The organism is Dyella psychrodurans (genome assembly GCF_003363265.1).
In the GTDB taxonomy this organism is placed as follows: domain Bacteria; phylum Pseudomonadota; class Gammaproteobacteria; order Xanthomonadales; family Rhodanobacteraceae; genus Dyella_B; species Dyella_B psychrodurans.
The window spans coordinates 1-17,255 of record NZ_QRBF01000014.1 but is presented as its reverse complement, the minus strand read 5'-3'; the positions used below and the strand labels follow the sequence as shown (position 1 = coordinate 17,255).

At 61.4% G+C, this 17,255-nt stretch carries 13 protein-coding genes and 1 tRNA gene; all 14 read left to right on the top strand.

Annotated elements, in window-relative coordinates; translation table 11 throughout:
• A partial coding sequence (locus DWU99_RS21380) for an EF-Tu C-terminal domain-related protein (RefSeq protein ID WP_484488887.1) occupies nt 1-91 on the top strand: 91 nt, incomplete at its 5' end.
• A 136-nt stretch (nt 92-227) separates the two neighbouring features.
• Nucleotides 228-303 (top strand) — tRNA-Trp (locus DWU99_RS20705).
• A 75-nt stretch (nt 304-378) separates the two neighbouring features.
• Nucleotides 379-771, top strand: coding sequence for a preprotein translocase subunit SecE (gene secE / locus DWU99_RS20700; protein WP_115480005.1), 393 nt, complete (start codon nt 379-381; stop codon nt 769-771).
• Between the two features lie 10 nt (nt 772-781).
• Nucleotides 782-1,342 (top strand): transcription termination/antitermination protein NusG, encoded by a 561-nt coding sequence (nusG, locus tag DWU99_RS20695; protein ID WP_115480004.1) that lies wholly within the window; start codon nt 782-784, stop codon nt 1,340-1,342.
• Nucleotides 1,343-1,526: 184 nt separating this feature from the next.
• Nucleotides 1,527-1,955 (top strand): 50S ribosomal protein L11, encoded by a 429-nt coding sequence (gene rplK / locus DWU99_RS20690; RefSeq protein WP_115480003.1) that lies wholly within the window; start codon nt 1,527-1,529, stop codon nt 1,953-1,955.
• A gap of 3 nt (nt 1,956-1,958) precedes the next feature.
• Entirely contained in the window at nt 1,959-2,669 is a 711-nt protein-coding gene (gene rplA, locus DWU99_RS20685) for a 50S ribosomal protein L1 (RefSeq protein ID WP_115480002.1), read from the top strand.
• A gap of 339 nt (nt 2,670-3,008) precedes the next feature.
• On the top strand, nt 3,009-3,530 hold the full coding sequence (rplJ, locus tag DWU99_RS20680) for a 50S ribosomal protein L10 (RefSeq protein ID WP_115480001.1): 522 nt from the start codon (nt 3,009-3,011) through the stop codon (nt 3,528-3,530).
• 46 nt (nt 3,531-3,576) lie between these two features.
• Nucleotides 3,577-3,948: a 50S ribosomal protein L7/L12 gene (gene rplL / locus DWU99_RS20675; RefSeq protein WP_115480000.1), complete on the top strand. Its 372-nt coding sequence runs from the start codon at nt 3,577-3,579 to the stop codon at nt 3,946-3,948.
• Nucleotides 3,949-4,327: 379 nt separating this feature from the next.
• On the top strand, nt 4,328-8,488 hold the full coding sequence (gene rpoB, locus DWU99_RS20670; protein WP_115479999.1) for a DNA-directed RNA polymerase subunit beta: 4,161 nt from the start codon (nt 4,328-4,330) through the stop codon (nt 8,486-8,488).
• Between the two features lie 25 nt (nt 8,489-8,513).
• Entirely contained in the window at nt 8,514-12,728 is a 4,215-nt protein-coding gene (gene rpoC / locus DWU99_RS20665) for a DNA-directed RNA polymerase subunit beta' (protein WP_115479998.1), read from the top strand.
• Nucleotides 12,729-12,904: 176 nt separating this feature from the next.
• Nucleotides 12,905-13,279 (top strand): 30S ribosomal protein S12, encoded by a 375-nt coding sequence (gene rpsL, locus DWU99_RS20660; protein WP_115479997.1) that lies wholly within the window; start codon nt 12,905-12,907, stop codon nt 13,277-13,279.
• Between the two features lie 17 nt (nt 13,280-13,296).
• Nucleotides 13,297-13,764: a 30S ribosomal protein S7 gene (rpsG, locus tag DWU99_RS20655; RefSeq protein WP_115479996.1), complete on the top strand. Its 468-nt coding sequence runs from the start codon at nt 13,297-13,299 to the stop codon at nt 13,762-13,764.
• Between the two features lie 30 nt (nt 13,765-13,794).
• Nucleotides 13,795-15,921, top strand: a complete 2,127-nt coding sequence (fusA, locus tag DWU99_RS20650; RefSeq protein ID WP_115479995.1) for an elongation factor G — start codon at nt 13,795-13,797, stop codon at nt 15,919-15,921.
• 49 nt (nt 15,922-15,970) lie between these two features.
• Nucleotides 15,971-17,254 carry an elongation factor Tu gene (gene tuf / locus DWU99_RS20645; protein WP_115479994.1) on the top strand — a complete coding sequence of 428 codons (1,284 nt, stop codon included), beginning with the start codon at nt 15,971-15,973 and terminating at the stop codon, nt 17,252-17,254.
• Nucleotide 17,255: the final 1 nt, after the last annotated feature.

Here is a 17,255-nt window from a genome sequence, read left to right as displayed (position 1 = left end):
GCCGATCGCGATGACCGAAGGCCTGCGTTTTGCGATCCGCGAAGGCGGTCGTACGGTGGGCGCCGGCGTCGTCGCCAAGATCGTCAAGTAAGCAGTAAAATGGAAAGTCGCCCGCGTTGCGGGCTGTAAAGCGCAAGGGTGGGGCGTCAGCCGCACCCTTGCCGCGCAAAGCGCGGCTTTACAGCAGGCAAGGCGAGCGACTTCGCTGATTTATAGTTATTCAACGTACGCCAGTAGCTCAATTGGCAGAGCAGCGGTCTCCAAAACCGCAGGTTGGGGGTTCGAGTCCCTCCTGGCGTGCCATCTTCCCGAGGAATGATGGCGGGTGTGTCGCGATCGGCCACAAGGCGGATTGCACCAAGCATCCGCTCGATGCGCATGAATACCAAGGCTGAACAGTCCAAAGGCACGAGCGGCGCCGATATCGGCAAGCTGGTGCTGGCCGTGCTGGTGCTGGCGGCCGGCATCGTCGGGTACACCTATCTGGGCAACATTGGCGCAGCGTCGCCGTTGCGCCTGATCACCATTCTTGTGGCGCTGGTCGTTGCATTCGCAATTGCCGCGTTCACAGCCCCGGGCCGTCGCGCCCGCCATTTCCTGGCTGAGTCGCAGTTCGAAATGCGCAAGGTGGTCTGGCCCACGCGGGACGAGACCATCAAGACCACCGGCATCATCATTGCCGTGGTCATCGTGCTCTCGCTGCTGTTGGGGCTGATTGACCTTATCCTGAAGTCGGTCGTGCTTGACTGGCTGCTCAAGCTGGGTTCGTAAGGAGCGTGCGATGAGCAAGCGTTGGTACGTCGTTCATGCCTATTCCGGCTTTGAAAACCAGGTAAAGAAATCGTTGGTCGATCGCATTGCGCGCGCCGGCATGGAAGATAAGTTCGGTGAAGTGCTGGTTCCCACCGAAGAAGTGGTGGAAATGCGCAGTGGCCAGAAGCGCCGTAGTGAGCGCAAGTTCTTCCCCGGCTACGTCCTGGTTCAGATCGAGACCGATACCGAGGGCAAGGCCCCGCGCATCGACGACGAATGCTGGCATCTGGTGAAGGAAACCCCGAAGGTCATGGGCTTCATCGGAGGCACCGCCGACCGTCCGCTGCCGATCCGCGACAGCGAAGCTGAAACCATCCTCAGCCGCGTCCGCGAGGGCGTGGAGAAGCCCAAGCCCAAGGTGCTGTTCGAGCCGGGCGAAATGGTTCGCGTCACAGATGGTCCGTTCAACGACTTCAACGGCGTGGTCGAAGAGGTCAACTACGAAAAGAGCCGTCTGCGCGTAGCGGTGCTGATTTTCGGCCGCTCCACCCCGGTCGAGCTGGAATTCGGTCAGGTCGAGAAGGCCTGAACCGCCGTTTCGGCACAGGGCTTGCTTAAAGCCCGATTCATCTCTAAACTACGCGGTTCACGCCGGGGTCTTTCGACTCGGCGTGCCCGTATTTCTGGAATTCGCAGGATCGCGAAGTCCCCTCTCACCAGGGAATGTGCACTGCGAGGAGCCGCAAGGCGCTTGAACTCGCGAGGAAAATCCAATGGCAAAGAAAGTTGTCGGTTACATCAAGCTGCAGGTAAAGGCCGGTCAGGCCAACCCGTCGCCGCCCGTGGGCCCGGCCCTCGGTCAGCGCGGTCTGAATATCATGGAATTCTGCAAGGCGTTCAACGCCGCCACGCAGAAAATGGAGCCGGGTCTGCCGATTCCGGTCATCATCACCGCCTATTCGGACCGTAGCTTCACCTTTATCACCAAGACCCCGCCCGCCAGCGTGCTGATCAAGAAGGTCACCGGCGTCGCCAAGGGTTCGTCCAAGCCGAACACCGACAAGGTGGGCAAGATCACCCGCAAGCAGCTGGAAGACGTTGCGAAGCAGAAGGAGCCGGATCTCACGGCTGCTGATCTGGACGCCGCAGTGCGCACCATCGCTGGTAGCGCGCGCAGCATGGGTCTGGTGGTGGAGGGCTAAGACATGGCAAAGATCACTAAGCGTATGAAGGCCGCTCAGGCGGCAGTGCAGCCGGGCAAGATCTATGGCCTGGACGAAGCCCTGAACATCGTCAAGAACAACGCCAAGGCCAAGTTCGCCGAGTCGGTGGACGTGGCTGTGCGTCTGGGCATCGATGCGAAGAAGTCCGACCAGGGCGTGCGTGGTTCCTCGCTGCTGCCGCACGGCACCGGCAAGACCGTCAAGGTCGCCGTGTTCTGCCCGGCGGGCGAGAAGGCTGAGGCCGCCAAGGCCGCCGGTGCTGACGCCGTCGGCATGGACGACCTGGCCGAGCGCATGCAGGCTGGCGATCTCGACTTCGGTCGCGTGATCGCTACGCCGGACGCCATGCGCGTGGTCGGTAAGCTCGGTCAGCTGCTCGGCCCGCGTGGCCTGATGCCGAACCCGAAGGATGGCTCGGTCACCGCCGACGTCGTCACGGCCGTCAAGAACGCCAAGGCCGGCCAGGTGAAGTTCCGCAACGACAAGGCGGGCATCATCCACGCCACCATCGGCAAGGCCAACTTCGAAGCATCGCAATTGGCCGACAACCTGAATGCGCTGATCGGCGACCTGCTGAAGGCCAAGCCGGCCACGGCGAAGGGCCAGTACCTGCAGAAGGTTGCGCTGTCCAGCACGATGGGCGTGGGCGTGCCGGTCGATACCTCGACCCTGTCCGCGGCCTCGGCCAAGTAAAAAAAGTTCAAGTCCTGCGTGGAGTGAATCCCGCGCAGGCAGTTTTTGAGGGTAGCCCTGGCTAACCGCCGGAGCCGCCGTCAAAGACCGCAGGCGCGAACAGCGCGCAACGACGACGAGCAAGGAGCTCGTAGTGGCAAGGAACCGCCGTCGTTGCTAGCGAGCTCGCTTAATCGGATTTCTCGCAAATTCGGCCTGCGTAGATGGTGCCGCCCGTTCTGGAATTGGTTTTCTGGAAAGGCCACCACCCGGGACCTTGGGTCCCCGACGTCACGGACGGCGTTGCTCAGGACCGCAAGCGGCAGGAGCCGTAAGCGGAGTTCATAAGAGGAGTGAAAAATGGCTCTGAATCTATCTCAGAAGCAAGAAGTAGTCGCCGAACTGGCAGAGATTGCCGCCAAGGCGCACTCCTTGGTCGCCGCCGAGTATGCAGGCACCACGGTCGAGCAAATGACCGCGATGCGCAAGAAGGCTCGCGAGTCCGGCGTGTACTTGAAAGTCGTCAAGAACACGCTCGCCGCGCGCGCCGTTGCCGGTACCGAGTTCGAGGTCGTCAAGGACGCCCTGACCGGTCCGCTGTTGTACGCATTCTCGACGGAAGAACCCGGCGCTGCCGGTCGTCTGATCAAGGAATTCGCCAAGGGCAACGACAAGCTCAAGCCCAAGGTCGTCTCCGTGGAAGGCAAGTTGCTGCCGGCTGCGCACGTTGAAGTGCTCGCCTCGCTGCCGACCCGCGAACAGGCCCTCGCCATGCTGGCCCGCGTGCTGGCCGAACCCGCTGCGATGTTCGCGCGCGCCGTCAAGGCCGTGGCCGACAAGCAGGGCGGTGGCGAAGCCGTGACCGAAGCTGCGTCTGCCTAAGTTCGACGCGAATCCAATCGAATCCAATTTCCAGAGGTAAATCAAAATGTCTCTTACCAACGAACAGATCGTTGAAGCCGTCGCCGCGAAGTCGCTCATGGAAGTGATGGACCTGGTGAAGGCCATTGAAGAAAAGTTTGGCGTGTCCGCCGCTGCCCCGGTTGCCGTGGCTGCTGGCCCGGCCGCTGCTGGCCCGGTTGCCGAAGCGCAGACCGAGTTCGACGTGATCCTCGTCAACGCCGGCGAGAAGAAGGTCGACGTGATCAAGGCCGTCCGTGCGATCACGGGCCTGGGTCTGAAGGAAGCCAAGGACCTCACCGAAGCCGGTGGTGTCGTGAAGGAGCAGGCTTCGAAGGAAGACGCCGAGAAGTTCAAGAAGGACCTCGAAGCCGCCGGCGCCAAGGTCGAACTGAAGTAATTGGCGCTCTTGCGCGCCATCAGTTTGATCTGAGCGTCACGCAAGCCTGGGAACGTAAGTTCCCGGGCTTTGCCCGCTTCAAAACTGCAGCTCCGATAGAAATTTTGTACGGAGCGACTCGCGGGTCATGGATGGCCCGCCGTGAACCAGGCGCGAAAGCGCTTGGTTCATCGGAGCCCGGTCTTGGACCGGGCGAGTCTAAAAAGGGCAGGAGCTCTTTTTGGACACATCAGGCACGGACGCTCTGGGTGTCGGGTATCGCGAATAGGGCTTTATGAGCAAGAGCCGCTATTCACGATCCCCCAGATCCAAAGCTGTTTTCCCAATTTAGCCGGTGTGTGCACCACCGGCGTCACTGCGAACCGAGGCGTCACCGACCATGACCTACTCGTTTACCGAGAAGAAGCGCATCCGCAAGGATTTCGGCAAGCGTCCGCCTGTACTGGGCGTGCCGAACCTGCTGACCATCCAGACCGACTCCTACCGCGAGTTCCTGCAGGAGAGCGTCAACCCCAAACAGCGCGAGGACAAGGGCCTGCATGCGGCCTTGAAGTCGGTTTTCCCCATTGTTAGCTACTCGGGCAATGCTGCCCTTGAATACGTCGATTACCGTCTCGGCGAGCCGCCGTTCGACGAGCGCGAGTGCCGCAACCGCGGCATGACCTTCGGCGCGCCGCTGCGCGTGACCGTGCGCCTGGTGATCTACGACAAGGACAGCCCGGCTTCGAAGAAGGCCGTGAAGTACGTGAAGGAGCAGGAAGTCTACATGGGCGAAATTCCGCTCATGACCGACACCGGCACCTTCATCATCAACGGCACCGAGCGCGTCATCGTTTCGCAGCTGCATCGTTCGCCGGGCGTGTTCTTCGATCACGACCGCGGCAAGACGCACAGCTCGGGCAAGTTGCTGTTCTCCGCACGCGTGATTCCTTATCGCGGCTCGTGGCTCGACTTCGAGTTCGACCCGAAGGACGCGCTGTTCACCCGTATCGACCGTCGCCGCAAGTTGCCGGTGACGGTGCTGTTGCGCGCGCTGGGCTATAGCAACGAAGAAATCCTCGGGATCTTCTTCGAGCACAACGTGTTCCATCTGGGCAAGAAGGGCGGCACGACGCTGGAGCTCGTTGCCGAGCGTCTGCGCGGCGAAACGCTGACCTTCGACCTGATGATCGGCGACAAGGTGCTGGTGGAAGCCGGCAAGCGTATTACTGCGCGTCACGTGCGCCAGTTGGCCGCCGAAAACATCACCGCACTCGAAGTGCCGGATGATTATCCGGTCGGCCGCATCCTGGCCACCGACATCGTCGATTCGAAGACCGGTGAATTGCTGGCGTCGGCGAACGATGAAATCTCCGCCGAACAGCTGGAAAACTTCCGCAAGGCCGGCATCGAAACGCTGCCGACGCTGTATGTGAACGATCTCGATCGCGGCGCGTACATCTCGCACACGCTGCGCATCGACAACACCAAGACGCAGCTCGAAGCGTTGGTGGAAATCTATCGCATGATGCGTCCGGGCGAGCCGCCGACCAAGGAAGCCGCGCAGAACCTGTTCTTCAATCTGTTCTTCACCTTCGATCGCTACGACCTGTCGGCCGTGGGCCGCATGAAGTTCAACCGCCGCGTCGGCCGCAAGGAAATTGTCGGCCCGGGCGTGCTGTACGACTACAAGTATTTCGGCGAACAGAAGAGCGAAGAGGCGCAGGCGCTGGTCGCTTCGCAGGGTCACACGTCCGACATCCTCGATGTGCTGAAGGTGCTGATCGACATCAAGAACGGTCACGGCACGGTGGACGACATCGACCACCTGGGCAACCGTCGCGTGCGTTCGGTTGGCGAAATGGCGGAAAACACCTTCCGCATCGGCCTGGTGCGCGTGGAGCGCGCCGTGCGTGAGCGCCTGTCGCTCGCCGAAGCCGATGGCCTGACTCCGCAGGATCTGATCAACGCCAAGCCGGTTGCGGCAGCGGTGAAGGAATTCTTCGGTTCTTCGCAGCTCTCGCAGTTCATGGACCAGAACAACCCGCTGTCGGAAGTGACGCACAAGCGCCGCGTGTCGGCACTGGGCCCGGGCGGCCTGACGCGCGAGCGCGCAGGCTTCGAAGTGCGCGACGTGCATCCGACTCACTACGGCCGCGTCTGCACCATCGAAACGCCGGAAGGTCCGAACATCGGCCTGATCAACTCGCTCGCCGTTTACGCGCGCACCAACCAGTACGGCTTCCTCGAGACGCCGTACCGCAAGGTCGTGGGCGGCAAGGTCACCAATCAGGTGGATTACCTGTCGGCGATCGAAGAGGGCGATCACGTCATCGCGCAGGCGAACTCGCCGCTCAGCAAGGACGGTGGCTTCGTCGAAGACTTCGTGTCCTGCCGTTTCCGCGGCGAATCCGAACTGCGTCCGTCGTCCGAGATCAACTACATGGACGTCTCGCCGATGCAGACCGTGTCGGTCGCGGCGGCGCTCGTGCCGTTCCTGGAGCACGACGACGCGAACCGCGCGCTCATGGGCGCGAACATGCAACGTCAGGCCGTTCCGACGCTGCGTTCGCAGACTCCGCTGGTAGGTACCGGCATCGAGCGCGCCGTGGCGCGTGACTCGGGCGTCATCACCAGCGCCAAGCGTGGCGGTGTGATCGACCAGGTCGACGCCGGCCGTATCGTGGTGCGCGTGAACGAAGAAGAAGTCGGCGAGAACGATGCCGGCGTCGATATCTACACGCTGACCAAGTACACACGCTCCAACCAGAACACCAACCTCAACCAGCGTCCGCTGGTGAATGTCGGTGACATCGTGGCGAAGGGCGACACGCTGGCCGACGGTTCGTCGACCGATCTGGGCGAGCTCGCGCTCGGCCAGAACATGCTGATCGCCTTCATGCCGTGGAACGGCTACAACTTCGAAGACTCGATCCTGCTCTCCGAGCGCGTCGTGCAGGAAGACCGCTACACCTCGATCCACATCGAGGAGCTGTCGTGCATTGCGCGTGACACCAAGCTGGGTGCGGAAGAAATCACCGCCGACATCCCGAACGTGGGCGAGCAGGCGCTCGCACGTCTGGACGAGTCCGGCATCGTGTACATCGGCGCCGAAGTGAAGGCCGGCGACATCATGGTCGGCAAGGTCACGCCGAAGGGCGAAAGCCAGCTGACGCCGGAAGAAAAACTGCTTCGCGCGATCTTCGGCGAGAAGGCGTCCGACGTGAAGGACAGCTCGCTGCGCGTGCCGCCCGGCATGGACGGCACCGTGATCGACGTGCAGGTGTTCACGCGCGACGGTATCGAGAAGGACAAGCGTGCACGCCAGATCGAGGAAATGGAAATCAAGCGAATCCGCAAGGACTTCGATGACCAGTTCCGCATCCTCGAAGGCGCGATCTACAACCGCATGCGCGTGCAGTTGCTCGGCAAGGTCGCCAACAGCGGCCCGGCCGGTCTCAAGCGCGGTGCGGAGATCACCAACGAATACCTCGACGGCCTGAAGAAGGACGAGTGGTTCAAGATCAACGTCAAGGATGAAGACGTCACCGAATTTCTCGAGCGCGCGGCCGATCAGGTCAAGCGTCATCGCGAAGAGTTCGACAAGCGCTTCAAGGAAAAGCAGGGCAAGATCACCCAGGGCGACGATCTCGCACCGGGCGTGCTCAAGATGGTCAAGGTGTTCCTGGCCGTGAAGCGCCGCATCCAGCCGGGCGACAAGATGGCCGGCCGTCACGGTAACAAGGGCGTCGTGTCCAACGTGGTGCCGGTGGAAGACATGCCGTACATGGCTGACGGCACGTCGATCGACATCTGCCTGAATCCGCTGGGCGTGCCTTCGCGTATGAACATCGGTCAGATTCTGGAAGTGCATCTTGGCTGGGCCGCAAAGGGCCTGGGCAAGAAGATCCAGAATATGCTCGAAGCGCAGGCGAAGGTGACGCAGATTCGCGAGTTCCTCGACCAGATCTACAACCACCACGTCGCTGGCGCCGTGCAGCACGTCGACCTGAAGTCGCTCACCGATGAGGAAATCCTCACGCTGGCGACCAACCTTCAGGAAGGTGTGCCGATGGCAACGCCGGTGTTCGACGGTGCCGAAGAGCAAGAGATCAAGGCCATGCTGAAGCTGGCGGATCTGCCCTCATCGGGTCAGACCACGCTGTACGACGGCCGCACCGGCGAGGCGTTCGATCGCCCGGTCACCGTCGGCTACATGCATTACCTGAAACTCAACCACTTGGTCGACGACAAGATGCACGCGCGTTCGACGGGCCCGTACTCGCTTGTTACCCAGCAGCCGCTGGGCGGCAAGGCGCAGTTCGGCGGCCAGCGTTTCGGCGAAATGGAAGTCTGGGCGCTGGAAGCCTATGGCGCGGCGTACACCCTGCAGGAAATGTTGACGGTGAAATCCGACGACGTGCAGGGTCGCAACCAGATGTACAAGAACATCGTCGACGGCAACCACGAGATGGCGGCAGGCATGCCGGAATCCTTCAACGTACTCGTGAAGGAAATCCGTTCGCTCTGCATCGACATCGACCTGGAAGAGATCAAGTAACCCGCGGGTTACAGGAGCTTATGCAATGAAAGATTTGCTCAATCTATTCAATCAGCAGCGCACGACGCCTGAGTTCGACTCGATCAAGATCGCACTAGCGTCGCCGGAGCTGATCCGTTCCTGGTCGTACGGCGAAGTGAAAAAGCCGGAAACGATCAACTACCGCACCTTTAAGCCGGAGCGTGACGGCCTATTCTGCGCCGCCATCTTCGGACCGGTGAAGGACTACGAGTGTCTGTGCGGCAAGTACAAGCGCATGAAGCATCGTGGCGTGGTGTGCGAAAAGTGCGGCACCGAGGTCACGTTGGCCAAGGTGCGTCGCGAGCGCATGGGCCACATCGAACTGGCCAGCCCCGTTGCGCACATCTGGTTCCTCAAGTCGCTGCCTTCGCGCATCGGCCTGATGCTGGACATGACGCTGCGCGACATCGAACGCATCCTGTACTTCGAAGCCTTCGTGGTGATCGATCCAGGTTTGACGGCGCTCGAGCGCGGCCAGCTGCTCAGCGAAGACCAGTACCTGGAAGCCGTGGAAGAACACGGTGACGAATTCGACGCCCGCATGGGTGCCGAAGCTGTGTTCGAGTTGCTGAAGTCGCTGGATCTTCCGGGCGAAGTGATTCGCCTCAAGGAAGAGATCGCTTCCACCAACTCCGAAACCAAGCTCAAGCGCCTCACTAAGCGCGTCAAGCTGATCGAAGCCTTCCTCGAATCCGGCAACCGTCCGGAGTGGATGGTCATGACCGTGTTGCCCGTACTGCCGCCGGACCTGCGTCCGCTGGTGCCGCTCGATGGTGGCCGCTTTGCGACGTCCGATCTCAATGATCTGTATCGCCGCGTCATCAACCGCAACAACCGTCTGAAGCGTCTGCTCGAACTCAATGCGCCCGACATCATCGTGCGTAACGAGAAGCGCATGCTGCAGGAATCGGTCGATGCGCTGATGGACAACGGTCGTCGCGGTCGCGCCATCACCGGCACGAACAAGCGCGCACTGAAGTCGCTCGCCGACATGATCAAGGGCAAGCAGGGTCGCTTCCGCCAGAACCTGCTCGGCAAGCGCGTCGACTACTCCGGTCGTTCGGTGATCGTGGTCGGCCCGACGCTGCGCCTGCATCAGTGCGGTCTTCCCAAGAAGATGGCGCTGGAGCTGTTCAAGCCCTTCATCTTCGCCAAGCTGCAGACCCGCGGCGAAGCAACCACCATCAAGGCCGCCAAGAAGCTGGTCGAGCGCGAAGAAGGCCAGGTGTGGGACATCCTCGAAGAGGTGATCCGCGAACATCCTGTGCTGCTCAACCGCGCACCGACGCTGCATCGTCTCGGCATCCAGGCGTTCGAGCCGAAGCTGATCGAAGGCAAGGCCATCCAGCTGCATCCGCTCGTGTGTACCGCGTTCAACGCGGACTTCGACGGCGACCAGATGGCCGTGCACGTGCCGCTGTCGATCGAAGCGCAGCTCGAGGCGCGCGCGTTGATGATGTCGTCCAACAACATCCTCTCGCCCGCCAACGGTGAGCCGATCATCGTGCCGACGCAGGACGTGGTGCTGGGTCTGTACTACATGACGCGCGAATTGGTGAATGCGAAGGGCACCGGCATGGTGTTCTCCAGCATCGCCGAAGTGCGTCGTGCGTACGACAACCGCGTCGTCGAACTGCATGCCAAGATCAAGGTGCGCCTGAAGCAGGTGCATGTGCACGACAGCGGTGAGCGCACCAGCTCGATTTCGCTGGTCGAAACCACCGTCGGCCGTGCGCTGCTCGCCGAAATCATGCCGGAAGGTCTGCCCTTCGAACTCGCCAACACCGAGTTGTCGAAGAAGGCCATCTCGCGTCTGATCAACCAGAGCTATCGTCGTCTGGGGCTGAAAGACACCGTGGTCTTCGCCGACCACCTGATGTACACCGGCTTCCGCTTCGCGACGCGTGCGGGTATCTCCATCGGCATCGATGACATGATCATCCCTGCCGAGAAGAAGCCGATCCTGGAAGAGGCCGAGAAGGAAGTGGTCGAAATCCAGGAGCAGTACCAGTCGGGCCTGGTCACCGCCGGCGAGCGTTACAACAAGGTGGTCGACATCTGGTCGCGCACCAACGAGCTCGTTGCCAAGGCGATGATCGACGGTATCGGTACCGACAAGGTGACCGATACCGAAGGCAAGACGGTCAACCAGAAGTCGATGAACTCGCTGTACATCATGGCCGACTCCGGTGCTCGTGGTTCGGTGGCGCAGATTCGTCAGCTGGCCGGCATGCGCGGTTTGATGGCGCGTCCGGACGGCTCGATCATCGAGACGCCGATCAAGGCGAACTTCCGCGAAGGCCTGAACGTTCTGCAGTACTTCAACTCGACGCACGGTGCTCGTAAGGGTCTGGCGGATACGGCGTTGAAGACCGCGAACTCCGGTTACCTCACCCGTCGTCTCGTCGACGTGGCGCAGGACGTGGTCATCACCTCGACCGATTGCGGTACCGAGGAAGGCCTCATCATGCAGCCGATCGTGGAAGGCGGCGACGTGGTCGAACCGTTGCGTGAGCGCGTGCTCGGCCGTGTGGTGGCCGAAGACGTCTATGCACCGGGTGGCGATGACGAGCCGATCGTCACGCGCGACACGCTGCTCGACGAAGCGCTGGTCGAGAAGCTCGACAAGGCCGGCGTGCAGTCGGTGTCGGTGCGTTCGTCCATCACTTGCAAAGCCAGCCACGGCGTTTGCGCGCTGTGCTATGGCCGCGATCTCGCACGTGGTCACCTCGTGAACATGGGTGAAGCGGTGGGCGTGGTGGCTGCGCAGTCGATCGGTGAGCCGGGCACCCAGCTGACGATGCGTACGTTCCACATCGGTGGTGCGGCGTCACGTGCGGCTGCGGTCGACAATGTGTCGGTGAAGACCACCGGCACGCTGAAGTTCAACAACCTCAAGACCGTGCACCACAACCAGGGTCACCTGGTGGCGGTGTCGCGTTCGGGCGAAGTGTCGGTGATCGACGCCAACGGTCGCGAGCGCGAGCGCTACAAGGTGCCTTACGGCGCGACCATTTCCATCAAGGATGGTGCGCCGGTGAAGGCTGGCCAGGTCGTGGCGAACTGGGATCCGCACACCCACCCGATCGTGTCGGAAGTGGCCGGTACCGTGCGCTTCATCGACTTCATCGACGGCGTCACCGTGCAGAGCCAGACCGACGAACTCACCGGTCTGGAATCGGCGGTGGTGACCGATCCGAAGCGTCGCGGTACAGCGGCGAAGGACCTGCGCCCGATCGTGCGCCTGGAAGACAGCAAGGGCCGCGAGCTCAAGCTGCCGGGTACCGACATTGCCGCACAGTACTTCCTGCCGGCCGGTGCGATCGTGTCGATTCAGAACGGCGCCGAAGTGGGCGTGGGTGACGTGGTCGCCCGTATCCCGCAGGAAACGTCGAAGACCCGCGACATCACCGGTGGTCTGCCGCGCGTGGCCGACTTGTTCGAAGCACGCAAGCCGAAGGAACCGGCGATCCTCGCCGAGCGTTCGGGCATCGTCAGCTTCGGCAAGGACACCAAGGGCAAGCAGCGTCTTATCATCAAGGACGTGGACGGCAACGAGCACGAAGAGCTGATTCCGAAGTGGCGTCAGGTCATCGTGTTCGAAGGCGAACACGTGGAGAAGGGCGAAACCATCGTGGACGGCGAGCCCAATCCGCACGACATCCTGCGCCTGCTGGGTGTCGAGCCGCTGGCTGCCTACCTGGTCAAGGAAATTCAGGACGTCTACCGCCTGCAAGGTGTGAAGATCAACGACAAGCACATCGAAACGATCATTCGTCAGATGCTGCGCAAGGTTGAAATCACCGAGCCGGGCGAAAGCCACTACCTGCGTGGTGAGCAGGTGGAGCGCGTACGGATCAACGCCGAAAACGATCGTGCGGAAGCCCGCAACGAACGTCGTGCCGACTTCCAGTCCGTGCTGCTGGGTATCACCAAGGCATCGCTGGCGACCGAGTCGTTCATTTCGGCCGCTTCGTTCCAGGAAACCACCCGCGTTCTTACCGAGGCGGCGGTTCGTGGCACGCGCGATACCTTGCGTGGTCTGAAGGAAAATGTTATTGTCGGCCGTCTGATTCCGGCTGGTACGGGTCTGGCGTATCACGCACAGCGTCATCGTCAGGGCGGTCTGACCGCCTCGGAACTGGAAACCCTTTCCGGCTCCGCATCCCATGCTTCCTTTGCGGAAGCGCCGGTAGGCACTGATGCAGGTGTCGAGTAAGCCCCGATCGGCTTCACTCACCGACATACGAAATGAGGCGCATGGAATGCGCCTCGTGTTCGAGTCAAGGATGGCGGGCGTTTTCTTGCCTGAGGTAGGGCGCCCATGTTAAATTCCCGCTTCTCGGCAGACCGGTTTATTCGGTCTGCCTTTATGTTTCCCAGGAATAGCTAGGCATGACGACAGTCAATCAGCTGGTGCGCAAATCCCGCAGCCCGAAGAGCTACAAGAGCGCTTCTCCGGCCCTGCAAAGCAGCCCGCAACGCCGCGGCGTCTGCACGCGCGTGTATACCACTACCCCGAAAAAGCCGAACTCGGCGCTGCGTAAGGTTGCCAAGGTGCGCCTGACGAACGGCTACGAAGTCATCAGCTACATCGGCGGTGAAGGCCACAACCTGCAGGAGCACTCGGTAGTGCTCATCCGTGGTGGCCGTGTGAAGGATCTGCCGGGTGTGCGTTACCACACCGTCCGCGGCAGCCTCGACTGCGCTGGTGTTACCAAGCGCCGCCAGGCTCGTTCGAAATACGGCGCCAAGCGCCCGAAGAGCTAAGTTAAAGGACACGAAACATGTCGCGTAAAGGTTCACATCCCGCCCGTCTGGTCCTGCCCGATCCCAAGCACGGCAGCCAGCTCATCGCCCGTTTCATCAACATGGTGATGAAGAGCGGCAAGAAATCCGTTGCCGAAAGCATCGTCTACGGCGCGCTGACCCATCTTGGCGAAAAGCACGCCGAGCCGGTGCAGCTGGTCGAGAAGGCGCTGGGCAACATCGCCCCGGCCGTCGAGGTGAAGTCTCGCCGCGTCGGTGGTGCCACCTATCAGGTTCCGGTCGAAGTGCGTCCGGGTCGCCGTATGGCGTTGGCCATGCGCTGGGCGATCGAAGCTGCGCGCAAGCGTGGCGAGACCTCCATGCCGCGCAAGCTCGCTGCCGAACTGCTGGAAGCATCCGAAAACCGCGGCGGCGCCATCAAGAAGCGCGAAGAAACGCACCGCATGGCGGAAGCCAACAAGGCCTTCTCGCACTACCGTTGGTAAGCAGTACCGTTCGGATCTGAGGTTAGTACCGTGGCCCGCACCACTCCCATCGAGCGCTATCGCAACTTCGGCATCATGGCTCACATCGATGCCGGGAAGACCACGACCACCGAGCGCATCCTGTTCTACACCGGCGTCAGTCACAAGATTGGCGAGGTGCATGACGGCGCTGCCACGATGGACTGGATGGAGCAGGAGCAGGAGCGCGGTATCACCATCACGTCGGCCGCTACGACAGCGTTCTGGAAGGGCATGGATCGTTCCTTGCCCGAGCACCGCTTCAACATCATCGACACCCCAGGCCATGTGGACTTCACCATCGAAGTGGAGCGCTCCCTGCGCGTGCTCGATGGCGCAGTGTTCGTGCTTTGCGCTGTGGGTGGCGTGCAGCCGCAGTCCGAAACGGTGTGGCGCCAGGCCAACAAGTACAACGTGCCGCGCCTCGCGTTCGTCAACAAGATGGACCGTACCGGTGCCAACTTCGACAAAGTCGTCGACCAGTTGAAGTCGCGCCTGGGTGCCCATCCGGTGCCGATGCAGCTGCCGATCGGCGCCGAAGACAACTTCGAAGGCGTGGTCGACCTCATCAAGATGAAGGCGATCTACTGGGATATGGAATCCCAGGGCATGAAGTTCGAGTACAAGGATGTCCCGGCCAACCTGAAAGACGCTGCCGACAAGGCGCGCAACTTCATGGTGGAATCGGCTGCGGAGACGTCCGAAGAACTCATGAACAAGTACCTGGAAGAGGGCGACCTCTCCGAGGGAGACGTCATCAAGGGTCTGCGCGCCGGCACGCTGGCGAACACGCTGATTCCGGTGTTCTGCGGTACCGCGTTCAAGAACAAGGGCGTGCAGGCCATGCTCGACGCAGTGATTCAATTGCTGCCGTCGCCGGCCGATCGCCCGCCGGTCAAGGGCATCGACGAGAACGATCACGAAGCCAGCCGCGAAGCGAACGATTCCGCGCCGTTCTCCTCGCTCGCGTTCAAGATCATGACGGATCCGTTCGTCGGCTCGCTGACCTTCTTCCGTGTGTACTCGGGCACGCTCAATTCCGGCGACGCCGTGTACAACCCGGTGAAGTCCAAGAAAGAGCGCATCGGCCGCATCCTGCAGATGCATGCCAATGAGCGCCAAGAAATCAAGGAAGTCCACGCGGGCGATATCGCTGCGGCAGTGGGCCTGAAAGACGTCACCACCGGCGACACGCTGTGCGCTCAGGATCACGTGATCATGCTGGAGCGCATGACGTTCCCGGAACCGGTGATCTCGATGGCCGTGGAACCGAAGACCAAATCGGACCAGGAAAAGATGGGGATCGCCCTTGGCCGTCTGGCTGCGGAAGATCCGTCGTTCCGTGTGCGTACCGATGAAGAATCAGGCCAGACGATCATCTCCGGCATGGGCGAGCTGCACCTGGACATCCTGGTGGATCGCATGCGCCGCGAGTTCAACGTCGAGGCCAATGTCGGCAAGCCGCAGGTGGCTTATCGCGAGACGATCCAGGGTTCCTACAAGGCCGACTTCAAGCACGCCAAGCAGTCCGGCGGTAAGGGTCAGTACGGCCATGTAGTCATCGAATTCTCGCCGATGAACGACGAGGATCGTAAGAATCCGGACGTCAAAAACGACTTCCTGTTTGTCAACGACATTACGGGCGGTGTCATTCCGAAGGAATACATCCCGTCAGTCGAAAAAGGTTTGCGCGAATCCATTACGAGCGGCCACCTGGCAGGCTTTCCGGTGGTTGGCGTTAAAGCGAAGCTGATATTCGGTTCGTACCACGATGTCGACTCGTCGGAAATGGCCTTCAAGATCGCTGCCCACGGCGCGTTCCGCGAGACCTTCAAGGAAGGCGCGAAACAGTCGAAGCCGATCCTGCTCGAGCCGATCATGAAAGTCGAAATCGTGACGCCGGAGGATTACCTTGGCGACGTGATGGGCGATGTGAGTCGTCGTCGTGGTGTGCTGCAGGGTTCTGACGATACGCCGTCGGGCAAGACCATCAACGCGATGATTCCGCTTGGTGAGATGTTCGGTTACGCCACGGCGCTCCGCTCGCAGACGCAGGGTCGAGCCACGTTCACGATGGAATTCGATCACTACGAACAGGCGCCGAACAACATCGCCGAACAGGTCATGAAAAAAGCCTGATAAGGTTTTTTTCTCCAAACAACACAGTTCTTTTTCAGAGGTTTGAGTCATGGCAAAGGGTAAATTCGAACGCACCAAGCCGCACGTGAACGTGGGCACGATCGGTCACGTGGACCACGGCAAGACGACGCTGACGGCGNTCATGGCAAAGGGTAAATTCGAACGCACCAAGCCGCACGTGAACGTGGGCACGATCGGTCACGTGGACCACGGCAAGACGACGCTGACGGCGGCGCTGACGAAGATCGGCGCGGAGCGCTTTGGTGGCGAATTCAAGGCGTACGATCAGATTGACGCGGCACCGGAAGAAAAGGCGCGCGGCATCACGATCTCGACGGCGCACGTGGAATACGAATCGCCGAACCGCCACTACGCGCACGTGGACTGCCCGGGCCATGCCGACTACGTGAAGAACATGATCACGGGTGCGGCGCAGATGGACGGCGCGATCCTGGTGTGCTCGGCCGCGGACGGCCCGATGCCGCAGACGCGCGAACACATCCTGCTGAGCCGCCAGGTGGGCGTGCCGTACATCGTCGTGTTCCTGAACAAGGCCGACATGGTGGACGACGCCGAGCTGCTGGAGCTCGTCGAAATGGAAGTGCGCGAACTGCTGAGCAAGTACGACTTCCCGGGCGACGACACCCCGATCATCAAGGGTTCGGCGCTGAAGGCGCTGGAAGGCGACCAGTCGGAAATCGGCGTGCCGGCGATCATCAAGCTGGTGGAAGCGCTGGACAGCTACATCCCGGAACCGGTGCGCGTGCTGGACAAGGCGTTCCTGATGCCGGTGGAAGACGTGTTCTCGATCTCCGGCCGCGGCACGGTGGTGACCGGCCGTGTGGAAACGGGCGTGATCAAGGTGGGCGAGGAAGTCGAAATCGTCGGCATCCGTCCGACCACCAAGACCACCGTGACCGGCGTGGAAATGTTCCGCAAGCTGCTCGACCAGGGCCAGGCCGGCGACAACGTGGGCCTGCTGCTGCGCGGCACCAAGCGTGAAGACGTGGAGCGCGGCCAGGTGCTGGCCAAGCCCGGTTCGATCACGCCGCACACCGACTTCGAAGCCGAAGTGTACGTGCTGTCGAAGGAAGAGGGTGGTCGTCACACCCCGTTCTTCAAGGGCTACCGCCCGCAGTTCTACTTCCGCACGACGGACGTGACGGGCGCGTGCCAGTTGCCGGACGGTGTGGAAATGGTGATGCCGGGCGACAACATCAAAATGACGGTGAGCCTGATTGCGCCGATCGCGATGACCGAAGGCCTGCGTTTTGCGATCCGCGAAGGCGGTCGTACGGTGGGCGCCGGCGTCGTCGCCAAGATCGTCAAGTAAG